We start from the raw sequence: 22,215 nt of genomic DNA on the forward strand, positions 1-22,215 counted from the left end.
TTGAAAAAAATCAATAATGCTAAACATTGAGTTCTTTCGGGGATGTTTTAATTCCTATCTGGCAAATAAACTCAGCACAAAAGAGCCTCATAATTTATACGACCCTATAGTGTATATTATGGATTTAGGAGGGAAGAGGCTAAGGCCAATATTAACACTCATTAGTGCTGATGTGTTGGGCGGAAAATATGAGGATGCTCTGGATGCGGCTCTTTCTATAGAAATATTTCATAATTTTTCTTTGGTACATGATGATATCATGGATGCAGCACCGCTAAGAAGAGGAGAAAAGACTGTGCATAAAAAATGGGATATTAATACAGGTATTTTGTCCGGAGATGTGATGCTTATTAACTCTTACCAGTATTTGGAAAATTATCCGGCTGATTTATTTAAGTCACTGCTAAAAGTATTTAGCAAAACGGCTATTGAGGTCTGTGAAGGCCAGCAATATGATATGGACTTTGAATTAAGTGACCAGGTTACTGTTCCGGATTATCTTAAAATGATAACCTATAAGACAGCTGTATTGATTGCTGCAGCTATGAAAATGGGCGCTATAATTGCCAGGTCCTCAGAGAAATTGCAGGATGAAATTTATGATTATGGTATAAATCTTGGCATAGCCTTTCAATTACAAGATGACTATCTGGATGCCTTCGGTGATCCCGAGAATTTTGGGAAGCAGGTAGGTGGAGACATCATAGAGAATAAAAAAACATTTCTGTATATACGGGCTATGGAATTAGGCACCGCGGAAGAGAAAAATGAATTGAAAAATCTTTTTTCAATTAAACCCCAGAACCCACAGGAAAAAATACTGACTGTAAAACAAATATTTACAAGGAGTGGCGCGGCAGAAGTGACTAGGAAAGAAATTAAAAAGTATACCCTGCAGGCATTTCAAATTCTTGAATCTTTAGAAGCACCGGAAAAGAAAAAGGAAGTACTGAAGCAGTTTGGTAATAAACTCATGAACAGAGAGGTTTAAAATAACCTGTTAAACAGTGCTTTTGTAAAATAGCTTTTGGGACAACTTGAAATAATCTCTAAATCTTCTTTTATGTTGGTCTCCTCATCTAAAAATTTGAAAATCAATTGTGGGCTACTGCCCTTAAAGAGGGACTCAAAAATACGTCTGCCCTTACTGTTATCTTTGTATAGGATATCTAATAAAAGCAAATCATAATACCAATATCGATCTTTAGGACTAAAAGAAGAAAGTGGTTTGTTTCTTTTTAGGAAAACAACCAATTCTTTGGTTTTTCTGCAAGTACTCATAAAGGTATATCCTGTGCTGGGTTTGGCCCAGCCTCCCGCTATTCCTATGTGTAAAATGTTATCGCTGTTCTTTGCAGAAAAATTATAGCACGTCATAGGAATATTTCCTTTTTCTTTCTCTATTATCTCGTATTTAGAGCACTTAAGTTTTTCTTTAATATAGTTTTTAATAGCATTTTCATACGTTTCTTCAGGCAATGTATCAGCAGAAAATAAAGTATATTCAACCAAACCCTCCGTTTCTGAAAAAGGTAAGACATACATAAAGCGGGTATTGCCTTTTTGTGGGATCGAAAAATCCATAAAAGTGGCCTTTTCAGGATTGAAAACAGGCTTTTCAGATTTAATAAACCATCCTATAAAATGTTGTTGTAAAACCGGGTATTTGGTTTGTTGGTAAAGTGACTTATAATCAAAAACACTGTTAAATACTTGTGGGGCAAGGTAATTTCCATTCTCCGTAATCACCTCCACATGGCCTGTATGATCGATCATTCCAGTAAACAGAGCCTGAGAAAATGTTATATTTTTATAAGCCTCAATGCGATTCAAATAGGCGCTATAAAAATCGAGCCCGCGTAACATTTTGTAGGTATAGGGTGCTATCTCGTGATTAGCCTTATAACTTTCCCCTTCAAATTGAATTTGGCTCCAGCTTTTACTGATAATTTTATCAAAGTCACCCGTACCCTTTTCCCAAAAACACCAGGTCCGGTCATTAGTCTTTTTAGCATCCCTGTCAATTAATAGAACAGTTTTATCCTTAAAATAAGGATCGCTTCCAAAGGCATCAGCTAGCATTAAGCCTGCTGCACCTGCACCAATAATAATATAGTCGTAGTCTGTCTGCACAAATAAGAAAAAGATCAAAAGTACAAATTACAATTCAAGTAAATCAGGTACTTTAATTCAAACGGTAGCGCATTCCTATAAATCCTCTCATTCCCTGATTTGGCCCATACACATAAGTGGGATCAAAAGTAAGACCATATGGGTTGTCTGCTGTTGGTATGGCATTTCCTGAATTGTCAAATTGAACATTCTTATCGAAGGGGTCATTGGCCCTTGCTATAATAAACGGATTGCCCCTGTTGGGAGTCCAATCCAACAAGTTTTTTATACCCCCGTAAAATTCAAAATCTTTTATGCCGGAATAAGTAAATTGGATATTTTGAATACTCCAGGTGGGAGAATATTCCTGTCTGGGATCGAGCTCGCTCAAAAGAGGCAGGCGCATGGGCCCATATAGATTACCTGTGTAATCAAAGGTAAGATTTAGAGCTCTGAAATCATAAGATACGCTCCAGGTTCCACTAAAACTTTCGGTTAAGATTTGCCGTTGGGTGATACCGTTTTGTGTGTTACTTACATCCATTAAAGTAGCTCCTAAAAGTATTTTCAGTCCGGCAGGGAATACCATGTCCAGGTTCGCACTAATGCCTTTGGAAACAGATTTACCATCTAAATTTTCGTAGATTATTAAATTGGGATCTGTATCATAATCGGGTAGTATAACATTATTGAAATAGGTGTAAAAGGCTGAGGCATCCAAAGCAATAAATGTCCCATCGTTACTATATATTTTTTTAAGGTAATTAAGATTTACATTAATGGAACGCTCAGGTTTCAGATCTTCAGTAATGATTACATCCCGGGCGCCGGTTAAAGCGGCATGTTCCTCAGTAAAAAGGTTGACCACCCGAAAACCGGTACCTGTATTTAATCGGATAATGTCGTTGTCTGTAAGTTTCCACCTATAGGCTAATCTTGGTGTAACTATGGAACCGTGTCTTTTGTCATAATCATAGCGGATACCTGCAAGTAAGGAATGTTTTTTTGAAAATTTTACCTCATCCTGAACAAAAAGGCTGGGAATCCAAACTATGTCTTCATTATTCCCGGCTAATCCTGAAGTTGCAGGGGTATTATCATCATAATAATTGTATTTAATTGCGCTTCCAACAAGGAGATCATGCTTTGCAAATACCTTATCCCAGGTTAATTGCCCAAAACCAATGCGCTGATCTGCCAGATAAGGTATCGCGCCATATACAGAATTTTGACTGTGGTCATTGTAAGAAACCGAAAGCAGAATATTTTCTTTAACTGGCAATTGATATTTACCCAGTATTTCCCATCTTCTTGTGTAGATGCTTTCACCATATATTTCTTCCCCACCCCTGAATTCTGGCGTCCATTGCATTTCACCACCCCATCTGTCTTCATAAAAAAAGCGGCCAGCCAACGAAAAAATACGGTTGTACTCCCGATTTAAACTCCATTTTTGGAAGAAAGAGATGCGATCCTGAAGTGTTAAATCTGTGAAATTATCTCCATTGTTATCAATTGGGTTGTCGTATTTGAAATAGTTTAAACCTAACAATAAGTCAGAATTATTTCCAATTTCAATTTTGGAGCCAATATCAAGGTTGTATTCACCCCAGCCACTCATAAAACTGTCGGCTGCAAAAGTGGGGGCGCTCAGCGCATTTTTTGTAATTATATTAATAAGTCCACCTACAGCTTCGCTCCCATATAAAGTAGAAGCGGGGCCTTTAACAATTTCAATTTGTTCTATGAGGGAATTGGGTATTCCAGACAGTCCATATACAGTACCCAATCCGCTTACAATGGGCATACCATCTATTAAGACAAGTGTATATGGTCCTTCGAGGCCGTTAATGTGAATATCTCCTGTATTACAGACATTACAATTAATCTGGGGTCTTACACCATTGATGTTTTGAAGGGATTCAAAAATACTTGAAGTAGGATTTTTTAAAAAAAATGTGGGTTTATATACCTCTACAGGGACTGGACTTTCCAATCTTTTTACCGGTTTTAAAGTGCCTGTAACCACCATTTCATCCAATTGCTCGGATGAACTATTAAGTACGATAGTAAGTATCAGCGTCTTATTATTAGCCAAAGCAACTTGCTTGTAAAAACTAGTGTACCCCATAGAAGAAGCTTTGATTTTATAATTGCCATCGGGAATGTTGTCAATGGTAAACTCGCCGTTCCTATCTGAAGATGTACCAAGATTTGTTCCCTGAAGGTGTATATTGGCAAAAGGCACCGGTATTTTCCCCTCCATAATAATACCTTTTATAGTATTCTGCTGAGAATATATAGTAGACATCCCCATGATACTTGCAATCACGAATGGGACTATCTTTAAAGAAATATGAACGGCAATATATTTCATATACCAAATATATAATTTAGATAAAACTAAAAATATGTTTTTACAAATAAAAATGTATTTTTGTTAAAATGTTTTTTATGACCCATTCTGAGGAAAATTATATAAAAGCTATATTTCATCTTGGTATTGGTAATGAGGGGGTTATTTCAACCAATGCTGTGGCAGAAAAGATGGAAACTAAACCGTCTTCTGTGACGGACATGATGAAAAAATTATCAGGAAAAGGCCTCGTTCATTACAAAAAGTATCAGGGGGTATCACTGACCCCCCTTGGTGTTAAGACGGCCTTATCGATTATAAGAAAACATCGATTATGGGAGGTTTTTTTAGTAGAAAAATTAGGTTTTACCTGGGATGAAGTACATGAAATAGCTGAACAACTAGAACATATTGAAAGTGAAAAACTAATTGATAAGCTTGATGAACTGCTAAATTTTCCAAAGTTTGATCCGCACGGAGATCCAATTCCCGGTAAAAATGGTGAGTTCATGGAGCGAGATAATCAACTATTAAGTCAAATTCCCATAGGTTCTTCAGCAATATGTGTGGGGGTAAAAGATTCATCGGCCGTATTTTTAAGGTTCCTTGATAAAAACAATATAGCTCTTGGAAATAAAATGAAGATTGTTGAAAAAGAAGAGTTTGATAATTCATTGCGCATTCTTATTGACCAGAAGGAATTACAGCTTTCCCAGCAAATAGCTTCTAACTTATACGTTAAAAAGATCAAGTTATGATAGATAATGTCATTAGTTATTTTGAATCAATAAATCCTATTTTGGCTGCTTTTTACGCGACCCTTTTTACGTGGGGTCTTACGGCATTAGGTGCCGGTCTGGTCTTTTTTTTTAAGACTATGAACAGGGCTGTACTTGATGGTATGCTGGGCTTTACCGGTGGCGTAATGGTTGCTGCAAGTTTTTGGAGTCTGCTGGCTCCGGGAATTGAATTGAGCCCGGGAGAAGGTTTTGTTAAAGTCATACCGGCGGCGGTGGGATTTTTGCTTGGTGCTGTTTTCATTTATGGATTGGACAAGGTTTTGCCGCACATACATATTAATTTTAAAGAAAGCGAAGGGATAAAAACACCATGGCATAGAACAACCCTGCTCACCCTGGCAATAACCCTGCATAATATACCAGAAGGTCTAGCAGTGGGGGTGCTCTTTGGAGGAGTTGCTGCCGGTTTTGAAGGAGCAAATATAGGTGGAGCAGTAGCTTTGGCACTTGGGATAGGCCTGCAAAATTTTCCCGAAGGTTTTGCAGTGGCCATGCCATTAAGAAGACAAGGGTTGAGCCGACTTAAAAGTTTTACCTACGGACAAGCTTCTGCTATGGTAGAGCCCATAGCCGCAGTTTTGGGTGCATGGGCAGTACTTACTTTCCAGCCTATTCTGCCTTATGCCTTATCTTTTGCGGCTGGAGCGATGATTTTTGTTGTTGTGGAAGAGGTAATCCCTGAGACGCAACAGGATAAATACACTGATATAGCCACAATGGGCTTTATTGGAGGTTTTATTATTATGATGGCCTTAGATGTGGGGTTAAGTTAATTTACTCTGCTATAAATATTTTATGCATTTTATCATTCGCCCATTAAGGTAAATGCACCCTTCGTTAAAAACTTTGAATCGGCAGGAAAGTCATTCGCATTCTTTATGGAGGTGTAACCATTATATACTGCACTTACTTCCACTTTTACCGGTTTGAAATTATACACCTCCTCTTTTTTGGATTCGAGTAATAGGAGGTATGATGTGCCCTCACTGGATACAATTGCCTCCGAAGGAATACTCATGGTCACATTATCTGAAATAATGATAGTTGCGTGGACGAACATGCCTGTCAGAAAATTATGTTTTTCAAGATCTTTAAGATGACCATGTACTTTTACCGTTCTGTTTTCTTCTATGGATGTGCTTATTAAATAGACCTCTGCGGTATATACTTCGGATGATGCTTCCGGTATTTCAAAGGTAATTTCCTGCCCTTTATGAAGCCTCATTATATCCTTTTCAAAAACAGACAATTCTAAATGGATATGGTCATTATCTACAATTTCAATGATAGGAGTTGCAGGCGAAACATACATCCCCAGAGATACATTAACCTGGGTAATGCTACCACTAATGGGGGCATTTAATGTGGAGGTAGTACTTATAATACCCTTTTCAACATCTGAAGGGGAAATTTTGAGCAGATCTAATTGTTTTCGAAGCCCCTTGTAAGTGGCTTCTGCTTTTTTATAGTCGCTTTCAGCTTTTAAAAAACTTTTTTGTGATGAAATGTTTTCTTTAATCAATATTTGTTGGCGCTCATATTCAGATTTCAAATAGGTCAATTGTTCCTTTATCTCTAAATATTCTTGTTGTAAGGCCACAAAATCCGGATTTTCAATAGTAACCAATGCTTGCCCTTTGGTTACTCGATCTCCGATTAATAAATGCGTATTTTTAACATAACCACCCATGGTTGCACTCACTACTGCTCTGTTTGCAGGAGGCACATCAATTAATCCATTGGCCTGAACTAATTCAGGAAAAGATTTTTCTTCCAGACTACCTATTGTCATGGCGTTTTCTTCGAATTGTTCATTAGAAAGTTCAATAACAGTATCTTCAGGATTTAGATCCTCCTGAACGTCTGTTCTATGTTCAGGTTCTACATTTTTACAGTTCAAAATACTGATTACAAATATGAATTGAATGAAATAATATAAAATACGTTTCATGACTAAGTTTTTAATAAGTTAGATAGTTAATGGCAATAACGGTTTGATTGTAATCATTAAGGCTATTTAAGTAATCCAGTTTAATCTCATAGGCATTTTCAAGACTAAGGATATACTGGAAATAGTTGATTTCACCGTTTTTAAAACTCAGGGTAGCCGTTTTTAAAATTTCATCAGATATAACTGTGCCCTCCTCTTCATAATATTTTAAGGCCTTTTCCTGCTTAATTAATTCGGCATTAAGGGCCATATATTCATTATTTAATTGAACTTCATACTCCTTTGATTGTTCAACTGCAATATCACGGGCAATGGAGGATGCCTTAATTTTAGAAGATTGACCAAAAAACAACAATGGAATTTTAAGACCCAGATAATAGCCATATAAATTTTGATTCAGATTGCTGTTCGATCCCAGAAAATAGCTCAAACTCAGATCGGGTAATAAAAGCTGTTTTTCATATTTACGTTCGGTATCAAAAAGATTTACTCTATTAGAATAATATTCTAATTCTATACTATTTTCGAACCCTACAGGACTCAATGTAACTTTCTTTTGTGCGGCCATTCCAATTTTAATGCTGTCCTCAACCTGAACCATTTTAATTAAATTTACATAGGCCAGGACAACATCTTGTTCGGCTTCATCTAATTTGATTTGAATCTGTTTTTGTCTGGATTGAGTGGTTATTTTTTCCAGGTAATTGGTTTCTCCAAGTTCAAAACGTCGTTCAGCGATGGTCGCAAAATTTCTAAACAGACTATCTATTTGTTTATAAATAAATTCCTTCTCTATTGCATATTGATAGTCATAAAATCTGGCTGTGACCTCCTTTTTCAATCTTTTCTTTTGGATTTCATACGCACTGGCTTCTAAATTATAACCGGCCTTATTTACTTTCTTTTTCGAGAAATAAACTGTTGGGAAAAGAAAATCCTGCTGTACTCCAAAAACGTTTATGGGTTCACCATTGATGGCGAGGTTATTTTGGTCATATTCGTAATAAACCCGGGTCTTGTCAAAGCTGAAAGCACTGGATATCATGGCGTCAGACTTGTCAACCTTTAATGACTCTGCTTTGAGGCCTGCGTTGTTTTCCAATGCAATTTCCATTAATCCGCTTAGGGTTAAACCACTTTCCTGTGCACTTAAAACAGGTGTAAAAAGAATTGCTGCGATAAGAAGAGCATTAGAATTATTCTTTTTTAGAAGTCTTTTTAGTTCAAGTTTTCCTGGTTTATTAAATATGCTATATAATACCGGGAGCACAATTAGTGTTAAAAAGGTGGCACTTACCAGGCCGCCTATCACAACGGTTGCTAAAGGACGCTGTACTTCAGCTCCAACATTTGTGGATATTGCCATTGGTAAAAACCCCAAAGCAGCTGCAGATGCAGTTAGTAATACAGCTCTCAACCGGTCTTTTGTGCCTTGAATAATTAGCGCTTCCATGCTTTCAAATTTTTCTAGTTTTAATTCTTTAAAATGTTCTATTAATACAATACCATTTAGAACAGCAATACCGAAAAGGGCAATAAAACCCACTCCTGCAGAAATACTAAAGGGAAGGTCTCTTATCCATAATAGCAATACTCCTCCAACAGATGCCAGGGGAATTGCCGTAAAAATTATTAAGGTTTCTTTAATGGATTTAAAAGCCAGATAAAGCAACACAAAAATTAATGCCAGAGCAATAGGTACCGCTACCATTAATCTTGATTTCGCGCTTTGCAGATTTTCAAATTGACCACCATAACTTATGGAATATCCGGCAGGTAGCGTTATGTGGTCATTTATTAAGTTTTGGACATCATCTACCACCGATTGTAAATCGCGGTTACGGACATTAATGCCTACCACGATTCTCCTTTTGGTGTCATCCCGGGATATTTTGGCAGCTCCTTTTTGATAGGAGATATCGGCAAGCTCACTAAGGGGAATCTTACCATTGGAAGGGAGATCAACAAATAAATTCTTAAGATTGTCAATATCCTGCCTGTTATCATTAGCTAGTCGGACCACTAAATCAAACCGCTTTTCGCCTTCGTAAATACTACCCACTTTTTTCCCGGCAAATCCCATAGCAATCATATCATTCAGTTCCTTGATATTCAGCCCATAACGTGCAATTTTTTCACGTTTGTATCTGACATTCATTTGAGGAAGGCCAATAATTTTTTCGACAGTTATATCAGCAGCCCCGTTCACATTTTCAATTAACGATTTTATTTGATTGCCTATTTTGCTGAGAATTTCCAAATCTTCACCAAAGATTTTTATGGCAATATCTGCCTTAACACCTGTTATTAATTCATTAAACCTCATTTCAATGGGCTGAGTAAATTCTACTTCTATGCCGGGTAGTATTGAAAGAGCCTCTTTGAATTTATTGGCCAGTTCATCCTTAGAGTTAGCCGATACCCATTCTTTTTTTGAATTTAAAATTATAATGACATCACTTTCTTCCATAGACATAGGGTCCGTAGGGACTTCCGCTGCACCAATTCTAGTTACTACCTGTTTTACTTCCGGAAATTCATTAAGTAGAATTTGCTCAATCTTCGTTGTGGTTTCTACCGTTTTACTAAGCGATGTACCTGTTTTTAGAACCGGCTGTATAACAAAATCACCCTCATCCAATGTGGGTACAAATTCACCGCCTAGAGATATAAAAAGTGGTATAGTTAAAAATAGGATTAAGGCCGCAAGACTTAACACTATTTTTTTGCGCCTAAATCCCCACCGGATTACCGGATCAAAAGATTTATTGAGCCAGCGCATTAATTGAACGGAAATGTTCTTTTTAGAAGTATCAGAGGGTTTTATAAACAAGGAAGCCATTACCGGAACATAAGAGAAACACAAGATCATTGCACCAATAAGAGCGAAACTAAATGTTAATGCCATAGGCCGGAACATTTTACCTTCAACTCCGCTTAGTGAAAGAATGGGAATAAAAACAATCAGGATGATTAACTGTCCAAAAATCGCAGAATTCATCATCTTGGAGGCCCCTTGGTAGGTTATTTTATCTGTTAATTTTATTTTTTCAGAACGAGATAATTTACTCATCTCATCGCGTTTTCCGGTGATTTGAAATGCAATGAATTCAACTATTATTACAGCGCCATCTATAATTATTCCAAAGTCGATGGCACCTAAGCTCATCAAATTTGCGTCAACATCAAAAAGGTACATCATAAAAATAGCAAATAGTAGACTAAGCGGAATTACGGAGGCTACCACTAAACCTGATCGTAAATTGCCCAATAGCAGGACCACAACAAAAATTACGATAAGACAGCCAAAAATCAAATTTTCACTCACCGTGAAGGTTGTTTTATTTATAAGCTCACTTCTATCCAGGAAGGCGTTGATTTGCACTCCTTCAGGTAATGTTTTTGAGATGGTTGAAACTCGTTCTTTAACAGCATCAATAACCTTTTTGGAGTTTGCGTCTTTAAGCATCATTACCTGCCCCAAAACCTTTTCACCCTCACCATTGGCTGTTATAGCGCCAAAACGAGTGGCACTTCCGAATCCAACTTTAGCCACATCTTTTATGTAGATTGGGATTGAATTCTCATTTTTTACTACAATGTTTTCAATGTCTTCCAATGAAGCGGCTAAGCCTTCGCCACGTATAAAATAGGCCTGATTTACTTTTTCGATATAACCACCACCTGTAACACTATTATTCAATTCCAGGGCATTTATGACCTCTTTTGCGGTGATTTTCATCGCGTTTAGTTTTTCCGTACTAATTGCAACTTCATATTGTTTTAAAAAGCCTCCCCAGGTATTAACCTCAACAACACCTGGAATACCCGAGAGTTGTCTTTTTACCACCCAATCCTGAATAGTTCTTAAGTCTGCCGTCGAATATTTCCCCTTATAATCTGGTTTTACATCAAGGATATACTGATAGATTTCTCCTAGTCCAGTAGTAATAGGCCCCATTTCCGGGCTACCGAAACCTTCAGGGATTTTCTCCGAAGCTGATTTAATCTTTTCGGCAATTAACTGACGGGGCAGATATGTTCCCATTTTATCTTCAAAGACAATTGTAACTACCGAAAGTCCAAATTTAGAAATAGACCTGATTTCCAGAACACCGGGTAAATTCGCCATTTCAAGCTCAACAGGATAGGTAATAAACTGCTCCATGTCTTGGGTAGATAGACTTCTCGAAGTGGTAATTACCTGAACCTGATTATTAGTAACATCCGGAACGGCACCAATAGATATCTGGGTTAGGGAATACAGCCCAAATCCAATTAAAATTAGGGTGAATAAGAGGATAATAAACTTCTTCTTAATACTGAATTCTATAATACGTGATAACATAATCCATGGAATAATGATTGATAATCATGCATAATTAGTAAGGAAAATCATGCCTGCGAAAAAAATAAACCAAGATGAATTATACCACGCGGGGGGGTTGGAAAGGGGCTTCTTTCTCGCAATTAGAATATGAAGCCTGATAAAAGAAATCTGTAGCTGAAGTTACCAAATCGTCGATGGGTTTAATATGATAAGCTTGTAAATCCTTTATCATAAAAGCGGAAAGCAAGGTCATATGGGGCTGATGCTGAAATGGCAATTCTTCGTGTTCTTGTTTTTCTTCCTGATGTTTTTTAGAATGGTCTGCTTCAAGCTCTCCATAATGTTTGGAAATAAAGACAAACAAGTTATCTCCATATTTCTCAGAATGAAATTTGGCATGCTCTATTAATTCACTAAGATCAACAAGATCACTGATACAAATGTTGAAACTTTGTATAAGAATAAGAAAAGAAGCTGTTATGGAAACTAGTTTTACCATCATAATCCTTGAGTAAATATACGATAATCTGGAATATTCTAATTAATCCTCCTCCTCCTCAACGATTTCATAGGGGATAGTGTCTATGATATAACTCAGGGCTTTAATTCTCGCGTCGGTTTTTCTATCGGCGTTTATAATTATCCAGGGAGATTGTTTTAAATCTGTGTGTTCAAACATTTTTAACTTGAACTCGGTGTATTCATCCCACAGCTCCTGGGCTTTGCGGTCAACGGCAGTCATTTTCCATTTTTTTAACGGATTGGATTTAATTTCCTTAAACCGAAAAGCTTGTTCCTCCTTCGTAATGGAAAAATAGAATTTTATTAAATATGTATCAGAATCCATAATCATTCTTTCAAAACTATTCACTTGTTTCATGAAATTCTGATACTGTTGTTTTGTGCAAAAACCGTTAACGGGTTCAACAACAGCCCGATTATACCAACTTCGGTCAAAAAAGACCATTTCACCTGGTTTTGGAAGTTTGTTTACATAGCGCTGAAAATACCATTGCCCCCGCTCTTCGACGGTTGGTTGGGGCAAGGCCACTATCCGGTATTGCCTCGGATTAATATATGCGGTGATTCTTCTTATGGCCCCGCCTTTGCCGGCTGCATCGCGGCCTTCAAAAATTACCACTATTTTCTTATTTTTTGCTATTACCCAATTTTGAAGCTTAATAAGTTCTGTTTGAAGCTCTTTAATTTTTAGTTCGTGCTTCGTTAATCGCAAGGCCTTTTCAACATTAGTCTTCTTATCGGATAATAGACTTTTCAACCCAATAGGAGAGTTAAGCAATAAAATTTCATCTTCGCTAAGTTGAATATGTTTTGTGTCCTTTGGTGTCATTTTCTATATGTCAATTTGTTCAATATGCCTGTAATACCGGAGAACGATGTTAGGATCTGGTAATATGCTAGTTTTGTGTTTTGTTTTTCGCGTATAATCAAACCTGGAAAGTACATAACGAATACTCTCAAGACGGGCAGTCTTTTTGCTGTTAGCCTTAACAATTATCCATGGACTGAAAGTAGTGTGCGTTTTGGAAAACATTTGTTCTTTATAAGAACTGTATTTATCCCACAAAGCCTGTCCTTTTTTATCTACCGGACTAAATTTCCATTTTTTTAAAGGATTTAATAACCGACTTTCTATTCGCTTTTTTTGTTCTTTTTTGGAAATAGAAAACCAAAATTTTATAAGCTGAACACCATCTTCATAGAGCATATGTTCAAACCCCGGAACCTGGACCATAAATTGCTTATAATCTTGCTTATTGCAAAAGCCCATTACGGGTTCAACTACCGCTCTGTTATACCAACTCCTATCAAAAAAAACAATCTCACCGGGATTTGGAAGTTCTTTAATATATCTCCTAAAATACCATTGACCCCCTTCTACGTCGGTAGGTTTAGAAAGTGCAACAACTCTCATTGACCTGGGATTAAGGTGTTCGGTAAAACGTTTTATAGCACCTCCTTTACCCGCAGCGTCCCTGCCTTCAAAAATTATTGCTACTCTAAGTTTTTTTTTAATTACCCACCGCTGTAAGTTTACTAATTCTATCTGTAAAAGTCTTAGTTCTTCTTCATACCGAAGTCTATTAAGTACCCTGGAAATATCCAGTTCCTTTTGATTGGCTATGGCAATTAGGTCTTTTCTCTTTTTGGCGTTAAGAAGATCTTCCGGTAAAAACATTTGGTGCTTGTATTATGTAAAGAGCTTAATTTGAAAACATAAGTTTTGATTGTCTCTTAAAATTTGGTCGTAACTATAAAGATACTAATTTTGATCAATAATTTTAACACATTCAGACTTGTTTTTCTTTCAAATTAATCCTCAAAATAAAGGCTTGCCTGTAAATTGTTTTAGTTCATGTTAATGATTAAGTTTAAAAAGTATTTCAAAATCTTATTCTATGATTCTTAGGAAAATATGTTATGTTACAATTTTATTATTTATTGGATTTCAGACGTATGCTCAAAAACAAAACTTTAGTTACCTGGATGTTTTTAAACTTGAATATGTTTCTGATCCGCAAATAGCTCCAGATGGTACCCGGATAGCTTATAGGAGGATGGGTTTTGACATTATGAAAGATAAGGCCGATGGTAACCTTTGGATAATTAATTCTGATGGTTCGGGAAATCAAAAGCTCACGTCACACGAAGTGAGTGAACAAAGCCCCCGATGGTCTCCAAATGGAGATAGGATTGCATTTATTAGCACAACCGATGAAGGTTCTGAGATTTTTATGTATTGGTTAGATAGCGGGAAGTTGGCAAAAATCAGCCAACTACCATTTAGTCCAAGTGCATTAACATGGTCACCTAAAGGCGACCAATTGGCATTTTCTATGAATGTTGAAAAAGAACCTCCGGTAATTGCAAAAATCCCTAAGAAACCTGAAGGAGCAAAATGGGCTGAAAAGCCAAGAATTACAGATCGGTTATATCATGAGGCAGATGGGCGGGGTTATATAAAGCCTGGCTTTAATCACATCTTTGTAATTCCGGCTCAAGGAGGAGCAATTAGGCAGGTGACGGCGGATGATTACCACCATAGAGGAAAGCTTTCATGGTCTGCAGATGGGAATAAAATATTTTTCTCGGGAAATAGAACGGAGAACTGGGAATATGATTTTCGAAACAGTGAGATATATGAAGTGGAGGTTGCAACAGGCCGTATAAAGGCCTTAACTGAAAGGAAGGGGCCCGATAGTAACCCGGCTGTATCACCAAATGGGAAATATATCGCCTATTTAGGATTTCAGGATAAAGTACAAACGTATCAGGTTGAACAATTACATATTATGAAAACTGATGGTACAGAGGGCAGGCTTTTATCTAAAGATCTTGACAGGAGTATTTCGGGTATGATTTGGGATGCAAAGAATACAGGACTCTATATTTCATATGATGATAAAGGAAACACCAAAGTTGGCTATATTTCATTAGATGGGAAAATTACCAAACTGGCAGATGATCTCGGAGGCACTTCCATAGGGCGGCCCTATGCCGGCGGATCTTTTAGCGTATCTAAAGAAGGCGCGATCGCCTATACACAAAGCAGACCTGATTACCCGGCTGAGCTAGCGACAATGAGTTCAAAGTCTAAAAGAACAAATAAGATTACTGCTCTTAATAAAGCTCTTTTTGACTATAGGATGTTGGGTAATGTTGAAGAAGTTTGGTACAAATCCTCTGTGGATCAGAGAGAACTTCAAGGCTGGGTGGTCTACCCGCCAAATTATGACGAGAACAAAAAATATCCATTTCTGGTTGAAAATCACGGAGGACCGGTTCTTAACTATGGGGACAGGTTTTCGGCGGAGATGCAACTATATGCAGCGGCAGGTTATATAGTTTTTTATCCTAACGCCAGGGGAAGCACAAGCTATGGGGAGGAATTTGGAAATCTGTTATACAATAATTACCCGGGTGACGACTACCATGATGTTATGGATGGAGTTGATTATTGTATAAATAAAGGAATTGCTCATGAAGATCAACTGTATGTTACAGGGGGAAGTGCGGGGGGTATTATGACTGCATGGATAATTGGTAAAAACAACAGGTTCAAAGCTGCAGTGGTAGCAAAACCGGTGATGAACTGGATAAGCAAAACCCTGGTTGCAGATAACTATTTTGGGTATGCCAATTCTCGGTATCCGGGTCAACCCTGGGAAAATTTTGAAGGCTATTGGAAATTTTCTCCCTTGTCTCTCGTTGGTAATATAGAAACCCCAACAATGGTAATGGTTGGAATGGAAGATTTAAGAACACCCCCAAGTGAAGCCAAACAGCTTTATCACGCCTTAAAATTAAGGAAAATTGAAACCGTGTTGGTGGAGATCCCCGGCGCGGGTCATGGTATTGCGAGCAGACCAAGTAATTTAATTACAAAAATTGCGCATACCCTGGCATGGTTTGAGAAATACAGGCAAGAAAGTCAAAATGACTAGCTTATGAAAGGAAAAAAAAGGCATTGGTTTTGGAATTTACTTATAGTCCTAACTGTAATTGTCTGTATCTTAAGTTTTTTAGCACATTATAAAAATTGGATATGGAAAAAACCCGATAGAATTGAGATTTTATCCGGAGTATATTATATGGAGCTACCGTTTAATAGGATGAATGAAGTATCAATGGTAAGCAAAATCCCCTCTTTGGATCGTAAAAATGGTTTTTCGGCCTGGGAAAAGGAAAAAGGGATTTTTAAAGATTCCCTGAATGAAGAAAAACTCGTTTATGTTTATGTAGACAACTTATACCATCCAAAAATCAGATTAACCTACAACGATTCCCTTCTGCTTTTTATCAATTTATCTGATTCAGTTAAAACAAAAGAGCTATATCTTTACCTCGAAGAAAAAATAGATACCCAAGAGATACAATTAATTCAGTAAAACAGAGTTTCCTAGTACAAAACAAATAATTTATTCTAATGAAGTTATTTTTCCTAAATCTGCTGCTTTTGCCTTTTATCATGTTTTCTCAGAATAAACTTTCGGTAGACGTAACCGGGGTTAAAAGCAATAACGGCAGTGTACTTGTTGCAGTATACGATAGTTCGGATAGTTTTTTGGATTCAGATAAAATGTTTTCAGGAGGCAGCAGTAAAGCGGAATTAGGGAATACATTGGTAATAATTGATGATTTACCGGATGGGGAATATGCACTGGCAATTTTTCATGATGAAGATGGTGATGACGAATTGGATACTAACTGGATCGGAATACCAAAAGAACCTATTTGTTTTTCAATTGGAAAGATGAAAACATTTGGGCCTCCAAAATATAGTGAATGCGCGTTCAAAGTAGAGGGTGATAAAAAAATCCAGGTTTCTCTTTAATAAAATTTATTTCATATTTCTTTCATTTATTGAATAAATAATCCTTTGAAGTATTCCCGGACTATCTGTATATTTAAAAATTATATGGAAACTATTTTAATCGTTCAATTACTAGGTGCTTCATTTGGTTTACTAGCTGTTGTGTTTGGTGCGTTTGGAGCCCATGCCTTAAAGAAATCACTCTCGGAAGCGCAACTCAAAAGTTTTGAAACGGGTGTAAAGTATCAAATGTACCATGCTATTTTGTTGCTTGTTCTGGGATTTAATCTGGGTTTCACCACAGCTTTGGAGAAAAATATGGCCTACTGCATTATCATAGGCACCTTTCTTTTTTCCTTTAGTATATATGCACTATCTATAGGTGCCTCAAAGGGGAAATCCTTGAAAATTTTAGGACCTGTTACTCCTTTGGGTGGACTGCTGTTGATAATAGGCTGGGGGTTGCTGTTTTATTCCTTTATTGCAAATATGGTATAATCTTAATGACATCCGCAATTGCCCTGTGCACATGAACCTTTGGTTACTTTTTTGGAAGAAAATAAACGCTTGGGCAGGAAGTACTTTTTGGCTATATAAAATATGGCAATAGCTAAAGTCAGATAAACCAATATGGGTTGTAGTACACTCATTTTATTTCAAAACCTGATAGGCAATTAAAGCTACAATATACGCAAAAACGCTCATAAACACTAATTGAGCCATAGGCCATCGCCAGCTATTAGTCTCACGCTTTACAATGGCAAGGGTACTCATGCACTGCATGGCAAAGGCATAAAAAAGGAGCAGTGAAATACCAGAGGCCAGATCAAATAAGGGTTTTTTGGTAGTGGGATTTATTTCAGAGGCCATCCTGTGTTTAATAGTATCCTCCTCGTCGTTGCCCACACTATATATAGTAGCCAAAGTTCCAACAAAAACTTCCCGTGCAGCAAAAGAAGTCAATACCGCAATACCTATCTTCCAGTCGTAACCTAAAGGGGCCACTGCAGGTTCAATTGCCTTCCCAATAGTGCCTATATATGAATTTTCAAGTTTGAAACCTGCTATTTCCTGTTTACGTGCTTTTTGAATTAGAATAAGTTCTTTTTGTTTTAATGAATCACTTATTGCGTCATTAGTAATTTGGGTCTTTCTATCCCTCAGAAAAGATTCATAATCACTCAATTCATTTTGAATGCTGCTAGTATTGAACTTGGTAAAACCTTCGGCATCAATTTTTTCATTAATTATCTCGTCGGCATTTTTAAAGTTGGAAGAGTAGCCATTTGAGCCCAAAAACCATAAAATTATAGAAATTGCAAGGATAATTTTACCTGCACCGTAAACAAAACTTTTGGTCTTTTCAATAACCGTATACACCACATTCTTCAAAAGAGGTAACTTATAACTTGGCATTTCTACCATAAAAAATGAACTGCTTTTTATGTTCAGAACTTTGTTGAGAATCATGGCAGATACAATTGCGGCCCCAAACCCAATTAAGTACAACAAGGTAAGTGTGAGTGCCTGATAACTCAGACCTACAATTCTACCTTCAGGAATAACCAATGCAATAATGATGAGATATACCGGAAGTCTTGCAGAACATGTTACAAAGGGGGTTACCAAAATGGTAATAAGACGTTCCTTCCAGTTTTCAATATTGCGAGTGGCCATTACCGCAGGAATAGCACAAGCCGTACCGGAAATCAATGGAACTACACTTTTACCACTTAAACCAAATGGTCGCATAATACGATCCATAAGGAATACTACCCTGCTCATATATCCAGACTCCTCCAATAGGGCAATAAACAAAAATAAAAAGGCGATCTGAGGAATGAATATTACGATTCCTCCAATACCTGCAAGTATCCCTTCTGCTAAAAGATTGGTGAACACTCCCGGCGGCAAGGATGTTTTTATCCAGTTGCTTGCAGCTGCAAACTGCTCGTCAATAAAATCCATTGGAATACTACTCCAATCGTAAATTGCCTGGAAAATGGTCAATAGTATGACCAGGAAAATTAAGTAACCGAATATCTTATGGGTTAAAATCCTATCTACTGTTGCTCTGAATCCCTTTGCGGCATTCCTGTCTATTTTATACGTCTCTTTTAATACCCCGTTTATAAATTGATACCGGAGAATGGTCTCCTTCTGTTGCAGTCTTTTTAATTCTGCCTTGGTCTTTGTGGTAAATGAAGAGGTGTCTTGTACTGCCTTTTTCTCAATAGGCATAAAATTGACATCCTGAGTAATTACAAGCCACAACTTATAGAGATCTTCATTAGGAAATGTTCGTTGTAATCTTTCAAAATATTCCGGTGCTATGACCGTGGCATCTACGTTAGGTTTAACAGACAAATTTTTATAATCTGCAATCAATTGCCGAATTCGCTCTATCCCGGTACCTTGTCTTGTACTTACCAGGGCTATTTTGGTATTTAATTTTTTTTCAAGGAGAGATACGTCCAGGGTAATGCCCTTTTTAGGCATTCTGTCCGACATATTGATGACCAAAATTGTGGGGATCTTTAGGTCTTTTATTTGAGTGAAAACAAGCAGATTTCTCTTTAAATTTTCAACATCACTAATAACCACGGCTACGTCTGGGAAATCCTTATCGTTTTTGTTGAGAAGTAATTCAACTACGACACTTTCGTCGAGGGAAGTTGTATTTAGGCTATAAGTGCCCGGTAGGTCTAGAATATGAGCTTTAACGCCTCGTGGCAATTTACAGACACCTTCCTTTTTCTCAACAGTTATCCCCGGGTAATTACCTACTTTTTGATTCAGACCGGTTAATTGGTTAAAAACAGAGGTCTTTCCTGTATTGGGGTTACCGATAAGTGCTACATTAATATTTTTACTCATAATGTGGCTTTGTCTTCTATAAGATCTAACTCAATTTGAAGGGCAACGGATCTTCTGATGGCAATATGAGAACCATTAACATTTATATATAAAGGATCCTTTAGAGGAGCTATTTGAATCAATTCTACCTCATTTCCCGGAAGGCACCCTAATTCTAATAATTTAATAGGCAGCATACCTTTGGTAAATTCTTTAATAATTCCCCTTTCACCTCGCTTTAAATGTGCAACAGTTGTAACCAATTTTTATTTAGATTGATTTTAAGTAAGGACAAAAATAATGGAAAAAGATGAGGTATTAGGGCAAATATTAAAAAAAGAAAAACATGAAATTTCTTAAAATAAGAAGATTGGGTTTGACCGGAATTGACACCTTAATTAAGGTAAGACATTTTTAAAACTTCCAGATCCCGCAGTAATTTATCCATTTCCTCTTTTTTGGTGCCATCATAAGTACCTCTTATTCTGCGATCTTTATCGATTAAAATAAAGTTTTCCGTGTGTATCATATCGAATGGTCCACCGTCACCATCAGTTTTTACTGCCAGATAGGATTTTCGGGCCAGCTCATAAATGTGTTTTTTATCGCCGGTGACCAAATTCCATTTTTTATCATTAACCCCTTTTTCTAATGCATATTTTTTAAGTTGAGCCACAGAATCTATATCTGGTGTAACGGAATGCGATAAGAGCAGCACATCCTTGTCATTTGCAATTTGGGATTGTAAATAGGCCATATTTTCAGTCATTACAGGGCATATAGTGGGGCAGGTGGTAAAGAAGAAGTCGGCCACATAGATTTTGTTTTTATAAAAATCCTGCGTTATAGTCTGGCCATTTTGGTTAATAAGTGAAAAGTCGGCAATGGTATGGTATTTTTTAACATGGACCAGGGTACTATCTACCAATTCTGAATTAAAATCTGCGGGTTGATATACCGGGAGTACTTTTTTAGGTTGCAACGCATTGTAAAACAAATAAATGATAATCGCAGAAAGCAAAAGAAGTACGATTCCAAAAAATTTGTATTTACTAAAGAAAGAAAGCATTCGCCGTTTTTTGCAAAGGTACAGCAGCAAATCATAGCATTCAAAAACTTTGATATGGGTTTGCTGCTAAAACTTTCTTAAATATCTGCCAGGGACCATAGTTTCTTTTTATAAGACCTTCTAAAAGTGTACTTTTGTGCGCTTTACTTATAAAATCTATAAATGAATCCTATACTTATAAAGACCATACAGTTTTTTCTGAGTCTTTCACTTTTAATTGTTCTTCATGAATTAGGACATTTTATCCCGGCTAAGCTATTTAAGACGCGGGTGGAGAAATTTTATCTTTTTTTTGATATTAAATTTTCCCTTTTTAAGAAGAAAATTGGAGAAACTGTTTATGGGATTGGATGGCTGCCACTGGGAGGTTATGTTAAAATAGCAGGCATGATTGATGAGAGCATGGACACGGCCCAAATGGCGGAAGAACCTAAGCCCTGGGAGTTTAGATCCAAGCCGGCCTGGCAGCGACTCATTATTATGCTCGGAGGTGTTACGGTAAATTTTATTCTGGCAGTTATCATCTATATTGGAATGGCCTATTCTTATGGAGACCAGTACATACCCATGGATAGTTTAAGCGATGGTATTTGGGTTACGGAAAAGAACATTGGCGATGAATTAGGGGTGCAAACAGGGGATCGGATTGTAGCTATTGATGGGGAAGAAGTTGAAAATTTTGATAGTCTTTTGGGGGAGATAATCAATGGCAATACCATAACCATTGCACGGGATGGAACTACTATTGAAAAGGAGATACCTGTAGATTTCATATCCACATTGTTGGAAGACGAGGATAAAATTAGATTTATAAGTCCCAGGCTTCCTTTTATTGTGGGTGGCATACCGGACGAATCAGCGAACAAGGATTCGGGACTGAAAGTAAAGGATCAAATAGTTGGTATTGGAGATCAGAAGATTAGGTATTTTGATGAAGCCAAAGCCGTAATAGAACGCTATACCAACCGAAAAGTTGACCTTATAGTCAGTCGGGATGGAAGGGAAGAACAAATCCCTGTGGTAATTAGTGATTCAGCTACTATAGGAATTACTATGGGAGCCCTGCCTTTTGACCAAATGGAGGAGATGGGCTATTTTAGGTTAGAGACCAGGAAATATACTTTTATGGAATCTATTCCCGCCGGAATTGATAAGGGGGTGACCACACTTGTAAGTTACGTAAAACAACTAAAGAAAATATTTAACCCGGAAACTGGAGCCTATAAGGGAGTTGGAGGTTTTGCTGCTATTGGCGGTATGTTTCCGGATACCTGGAACTGGCCTGTATTTTGGTCAACTACGGCATTGATTTCCATCATTTTGGCCTTCATGAATATATTACCAATCCCGGCATTAGATGGGGGGCACGTTACTTTTTTATTGTATGAAATGGTTACCGGAAGAAA

The 22,215-nt window shown here is 37.2% G+C and carries 18 protein-coding genes; 8 read left to right on the forward strand and 10 right to left on the reverse strand.

Annotated elements, in window-relative coordinates; genetic code table 11:
• Positions 1–16 precede the first annotated feature (16 nt).
• Positions 17–991 carry a polyprenyl synthetase family protein gene (locus WBM60_RS15600; protein WP_424278699.1) on the forward strand — a complete coding sequence of 325 codons (975 nt, stop codon included), beginning with the start codon at positions 17–19 and terminating at the stop codon, positions 989–991.
• Here the strand turns inward: WBM60_RS15600 and WBM60_RS15605 are convergent.
• Positions 988–2,151, reverse strand: a complete 1,164-nt coding sequence (locus WBM60_RS15605; protein ID WP_424283305.1) for a lycopene cyclase family protein — start codon at positions 2,149–2,151, stop codon at positions 988–990. The genes WBM60_RS15600 and WBM60_RS15605 overlap by 4 nt on opposite strands.
• Positions 2,152–2,185: 34 nt before the next feature.
• Positions 2,186–4,489, reverse strand: coding sequence for a TonB-dependent receptor (locus WBM60_RS15610; RefSeq protein ID WP_424283306.1), 2,304 nt, complete (start codon positions 4,487–4,489; stop codon positions 2,186–2,188).
• A gap of 77 nt (positions 4,490–4,566) precedes the next feature.
• Here WBM60_RS15610 and WBM60_RS15615 point away from each other — a divergent pair, with 77 nt between their 5' ends.
• Both WBM60_RS15615 and WBM60_RS15620 read left to right on the forward strand, forming a co-directional pair.
• Positions 4,567–5,226, forward strand: a complete 660-nt coding sequence (locus WBM60_RS15615; RefSeq protein ID WP_424259542.1) for a metal-dependent transcriptional regulator — start codon at positions 4,567–4,569, stop codon at positions 5,224–5,226.
• Positions 5,223–6,041 carry a ZIP family metal transporter gene (locus tag WBM60_RS15620; protein WP_424277330.1) on the forward strand — a complete coding sequence of 273 codons (819 nt, stop codon included), beginning with the start codon at positions 5,223–5,225 and terminating at the stop codon, positions 6,039–6,041. The genes WBM60_RS15615 and WBM60_RS15620 overlap by 4 nt, the downstream gene beginning before the upstream one ends.
• 32 nt (positions 6,042–6,073) lie before the next feature.
• Here WBM60_RS15620 and WBM60_RS15625 read toward each other — a convergent pair whose 3' ends face one another.
• The 5 genes from WBM60_RS15625 to ppk2 (WBM60_RS15645) form a co-directional block, all read right to left on the reverse strand.
• Positions 6,074–7,219: an efflux RND transporter periplasmic adaptor subunit gene (locus WBM60_RS15625; protein WP_424277329.1), complete on the reverse strand. Its 1,146-nt coding sequence runs from the start codon at positions 7,217–7,219 to the stop codon at positions 6,074–6,076.
• A 10-nt stretch (positions 7,220–7,229) separates the two neighbouring features.
• Complete coding sequence (locus tag WBM60_RS15630; protein WP_424283307.1) at positions 7,230–11,567, reverse strand: CusA/CzcA family heavy metal efflux RND transporter; 4,338 nt, start codon at positions 11,565–11,567, stop codon at positions 7,230–7,232.
• Between the two features lie 79 nt (positions 11,568–11,646).
• Positions 11,647–12,051: a hypothetical protein gene (locus WBM60_RS15635; RefSeq protein WP_424259538.1), complete on the reverse strand. Its 405-nt coding sequence runs from the start codon at positions 12,049–12,051 to the stop codon at positions 11,647–11,649.
• A 39-nt stretch (positions 12,052–12,090) separates the two neighbouring features.
• The gene (gene ppk2 / locus WBM60_RS15640) at positions 12,091–12,900 is read right to left on the reverse strand and encodes a polyphosphate kinase 2 (protein WP_424277327.1); all 810 of its coding nucleotides are present in this window, start codon (positions 12,898–12,900) and stop codon (positions 12,091–12,093) included.
• A 3-nt stretch (positions 12,901–12,903) separates the two neighbouring features.
• A complete protein-coding gene (gene ppk2 / locus WBM60_RS15645; protein ID WP_424259537.1) occupies positions 12,904–13,749 on the reverse strand; it encodes a polyphosphate kinase 2 in 846 nt (281 codons plus the stop codon).
• Between the two features lie 220 nt (positions 13,750–13,969).
• Between ppk2 (WBM60_RS15645) and WBM60_RS15650 the strand changes: the two genes are divergently transcribed.
• The 4 genes from WBM60_RS15650 to WBM60_RS15665 all read left to right on the forward strand — a co-directional run bounded on the left by WBM60_RS15650 (position 13,970) and on the right by WBM60_RS15665 (position 17,382).
• Complete coding sequence (locus WBM60_RS15650) at positions 13,970–16,015, forward strand: S9 family peptidase (protein WP_424277326.1); 2,046 nt, start codon at positions 13,970–13,972, stop codon at positions 16,013–16,015.
• Between the two features lie 3 nt (positions 16,016–16,018).
• Positions 16,019–16,459, forward strand: coding sequence for a hypothetical protein (locus tag WBM60_RS15655; RefSeq protein ID WP_424261683.1), 441 nt, complete (start codon positions 16,019–16,021; stop codon positions 16,457–16,459).
• A 38-nt stretch (positions 16,460–16,497) separates the two neighbouring features.
• Positions 16,498–16,905, forward strand: a complete 408-nt coding sequence (locus tag WBM60_RS15660; RefSeq protein ID WP_424261685.1) for a DUF2141 domain-containing protein — start codon at positions 16,498–16,500, stop codon at positions 16,903–16,905.
• Between the two features lie 84 nt (positions 16,906–16,989).
• Positions 16,990–17,382 carry a DUF423 domain-containing protein gene (locus tag WBM60_RS15665; RefSeq protein WP_424261687.1) on the forward strand — a complete coding sequence of 131 codons (393 nt, stop codon included), beginning with the start codon at positions 16,990–16,992 and terminating at the stop codon, positions 17,380–17,382.
• 153 nt (positions 17,383–17,535) lie between these two features.
• Here the strand turns inward: WBM60_RS15665 and feoB are convergent, their stop codons facing one another.
• From feoB to WBM60_RS15680, 3 genes are all read right to left on the reverse strand, one after another.
• Complete coding sequence (gene feoB / locus WBM60_RS15670) at positions 17,536–19,761, reverse strand: ferrous iron transport protein B (protein WP_424261689.1); 2,226 nt, start codon at positions 19,759–19,761, stop codon at positions 17,536–17,538.
• Entirely contained in the window at positions 19,758–20,003 is a 246-nt protein-coding gene (locus tag WBM60_RS15675; protein WP_299160043.1) for a FeoA family protein, read from the reverse strand. Before WBM60_RS15675 ends, feoB begins: the two co-directional genes overlap by 4 nt.
• Before the next feature lie 131 nt (positions 20,004–20,134).
• Positions 20,135–20,809, reverse strand: a complete 675-nt coding sequence (locus WBM60_RS15680) for an SCO family protein (protein WP_424261692.1) — start codon at positions 20,807–20,809, stop codon at positions 20,135–20,137.
• A gap of 162 nt (positions 20,810–20,971) precedes the next feature.
• Between WBM60_RS15680 and rseP the strand changes: the two genes are divergently transcribed.
• Positions 20,972–22,215, forward strand: a 1,244-nt coding sequence (gene rseP / locus WBM60_RS15685) for an RIP metalloprotease RseP (protein ID WP_424283308.1), incomplete at its 3' end; no start/stop codon positions are given.

The organism is Eudoraea sp. (assembly GCF_049669105.1).
In the GTDB taxonomy this organism is placed as follows: Bacteria; Bacteroidota; Bacteroidia; order Flavobacteriales; family Flavobacteriaceae; genus Eudoraea.

What these genes read in the sequence shown, in the direction of transcription:
- WBM60_RS15600 (WP_424278699.1), top strand. Translation starts at nt 17, where the DNA reads ATGCTAAACATTGAGTTCTTTCGGGGATGTTTTAATTCCTATCTGGCA.
- WBM60_RS15610 (WP_424283306.1), bottom strand. Translation starts at nt 4,489, where the DNA reads ATGAAATATATTGCCGTTCATATTTCTTTAAAGATAGTCCCATTCGTG.
- WBM60_RS15615 (WP_424259542.1), top strand. Translation starts at nt 4,567, where the DNA reads ATGACCCATTCTGAGGAAAATTATATAAAAGCTATATTTCATCTTGGT.
- WBM60_RS15620 (WP_424277330.1), top strand. Translation starts at nt 5,223, where the DNA reads ATGATAGATAATGTCATTAGTTATTTTGAATCAATAAATCCTATTTTG.
- WBM60_RS15625 (WP_424277329.1), bottom strand. Translation starts at nt 7,219, where the DNA reads ATGAAACGTATTTTATATTATTTCATTCAATTCATATTTGTAATCAGT.
- WBM60_RS15630 (WP_424283307.1), bottom strand. Translation starts at nt 11,567, where the DNA reads ATGTTATCACGTATTATAGAATTCAGTATTAAGAAGAAGTTTATTATC.
- WBM60_RS15635 (WP_424259538.1), bottom strand. Translation starts at nt 12,051, where the DNA reads ATGATGGTAAAACTAGTTTCCATAACAGCTTCTTTTCTTATTCTTATA.
- ppk2 (WP_424277327.1), bottom strand. Translation starts at nt 12,900, where the DNA reads ATGACACCAAAGGACACAAAACATATTCAACTTAGCGAAGATGAAATT.
- ppk2 (WP_424259537.1), bottom strand. Translation starts at nt 13,749, where the DNA reads ATGTTTTTACCGGAAGATCTTCTTAACGCCAAAAAGAGAAAAGACCTA.
- WBM60_RS15650 (WP_424277326.1), top strand. Translation starts at nt 13,970, where the DNA reads ATGATTCTTAGGAAAATATGTTATGTTACAATTTTATTATTTATTGGA.
- WBM60_RS15655 (WP_424261683.1), top strand. Translation starts at nt 16,019, where the DNA reads ATGAAAGGAAAAAAAAGGCATTGGTTTTGGAATTTACTTATAGTCCTA.
- WBM60_RS15660 (WP_424261685.1), top strand. Translation starts at nt 16,498, where the DNA reads ATGAAGTTATTTTTCCTAAATCTGCTGCTTTTGCCTTTTATCATGTTT.
- WBM60_RS15665 (WP_424261687.1), top strand. Translation starts at nt 16,990, where the DNA reads ATGGAAACTATTTTAATCGTTCAATTACTAGGTGCTTCATTTGGTTTA.
- feoB (WP_424261689.1), bottom strand. Translation starts at nt 19,761, where the DNA reads ATGAGTAAAAATATTAATGTAGCACTTATCGGTAACCCCAATACAGGA.
- WBM60_RS15680 (WP_424261692.1), bottom strand. Translation starts at nt 20,809, where the DNA reads ATGCTTTCTTTCTTTAGTAAATACAAATTTTTTGGAATCGTACTTCTT.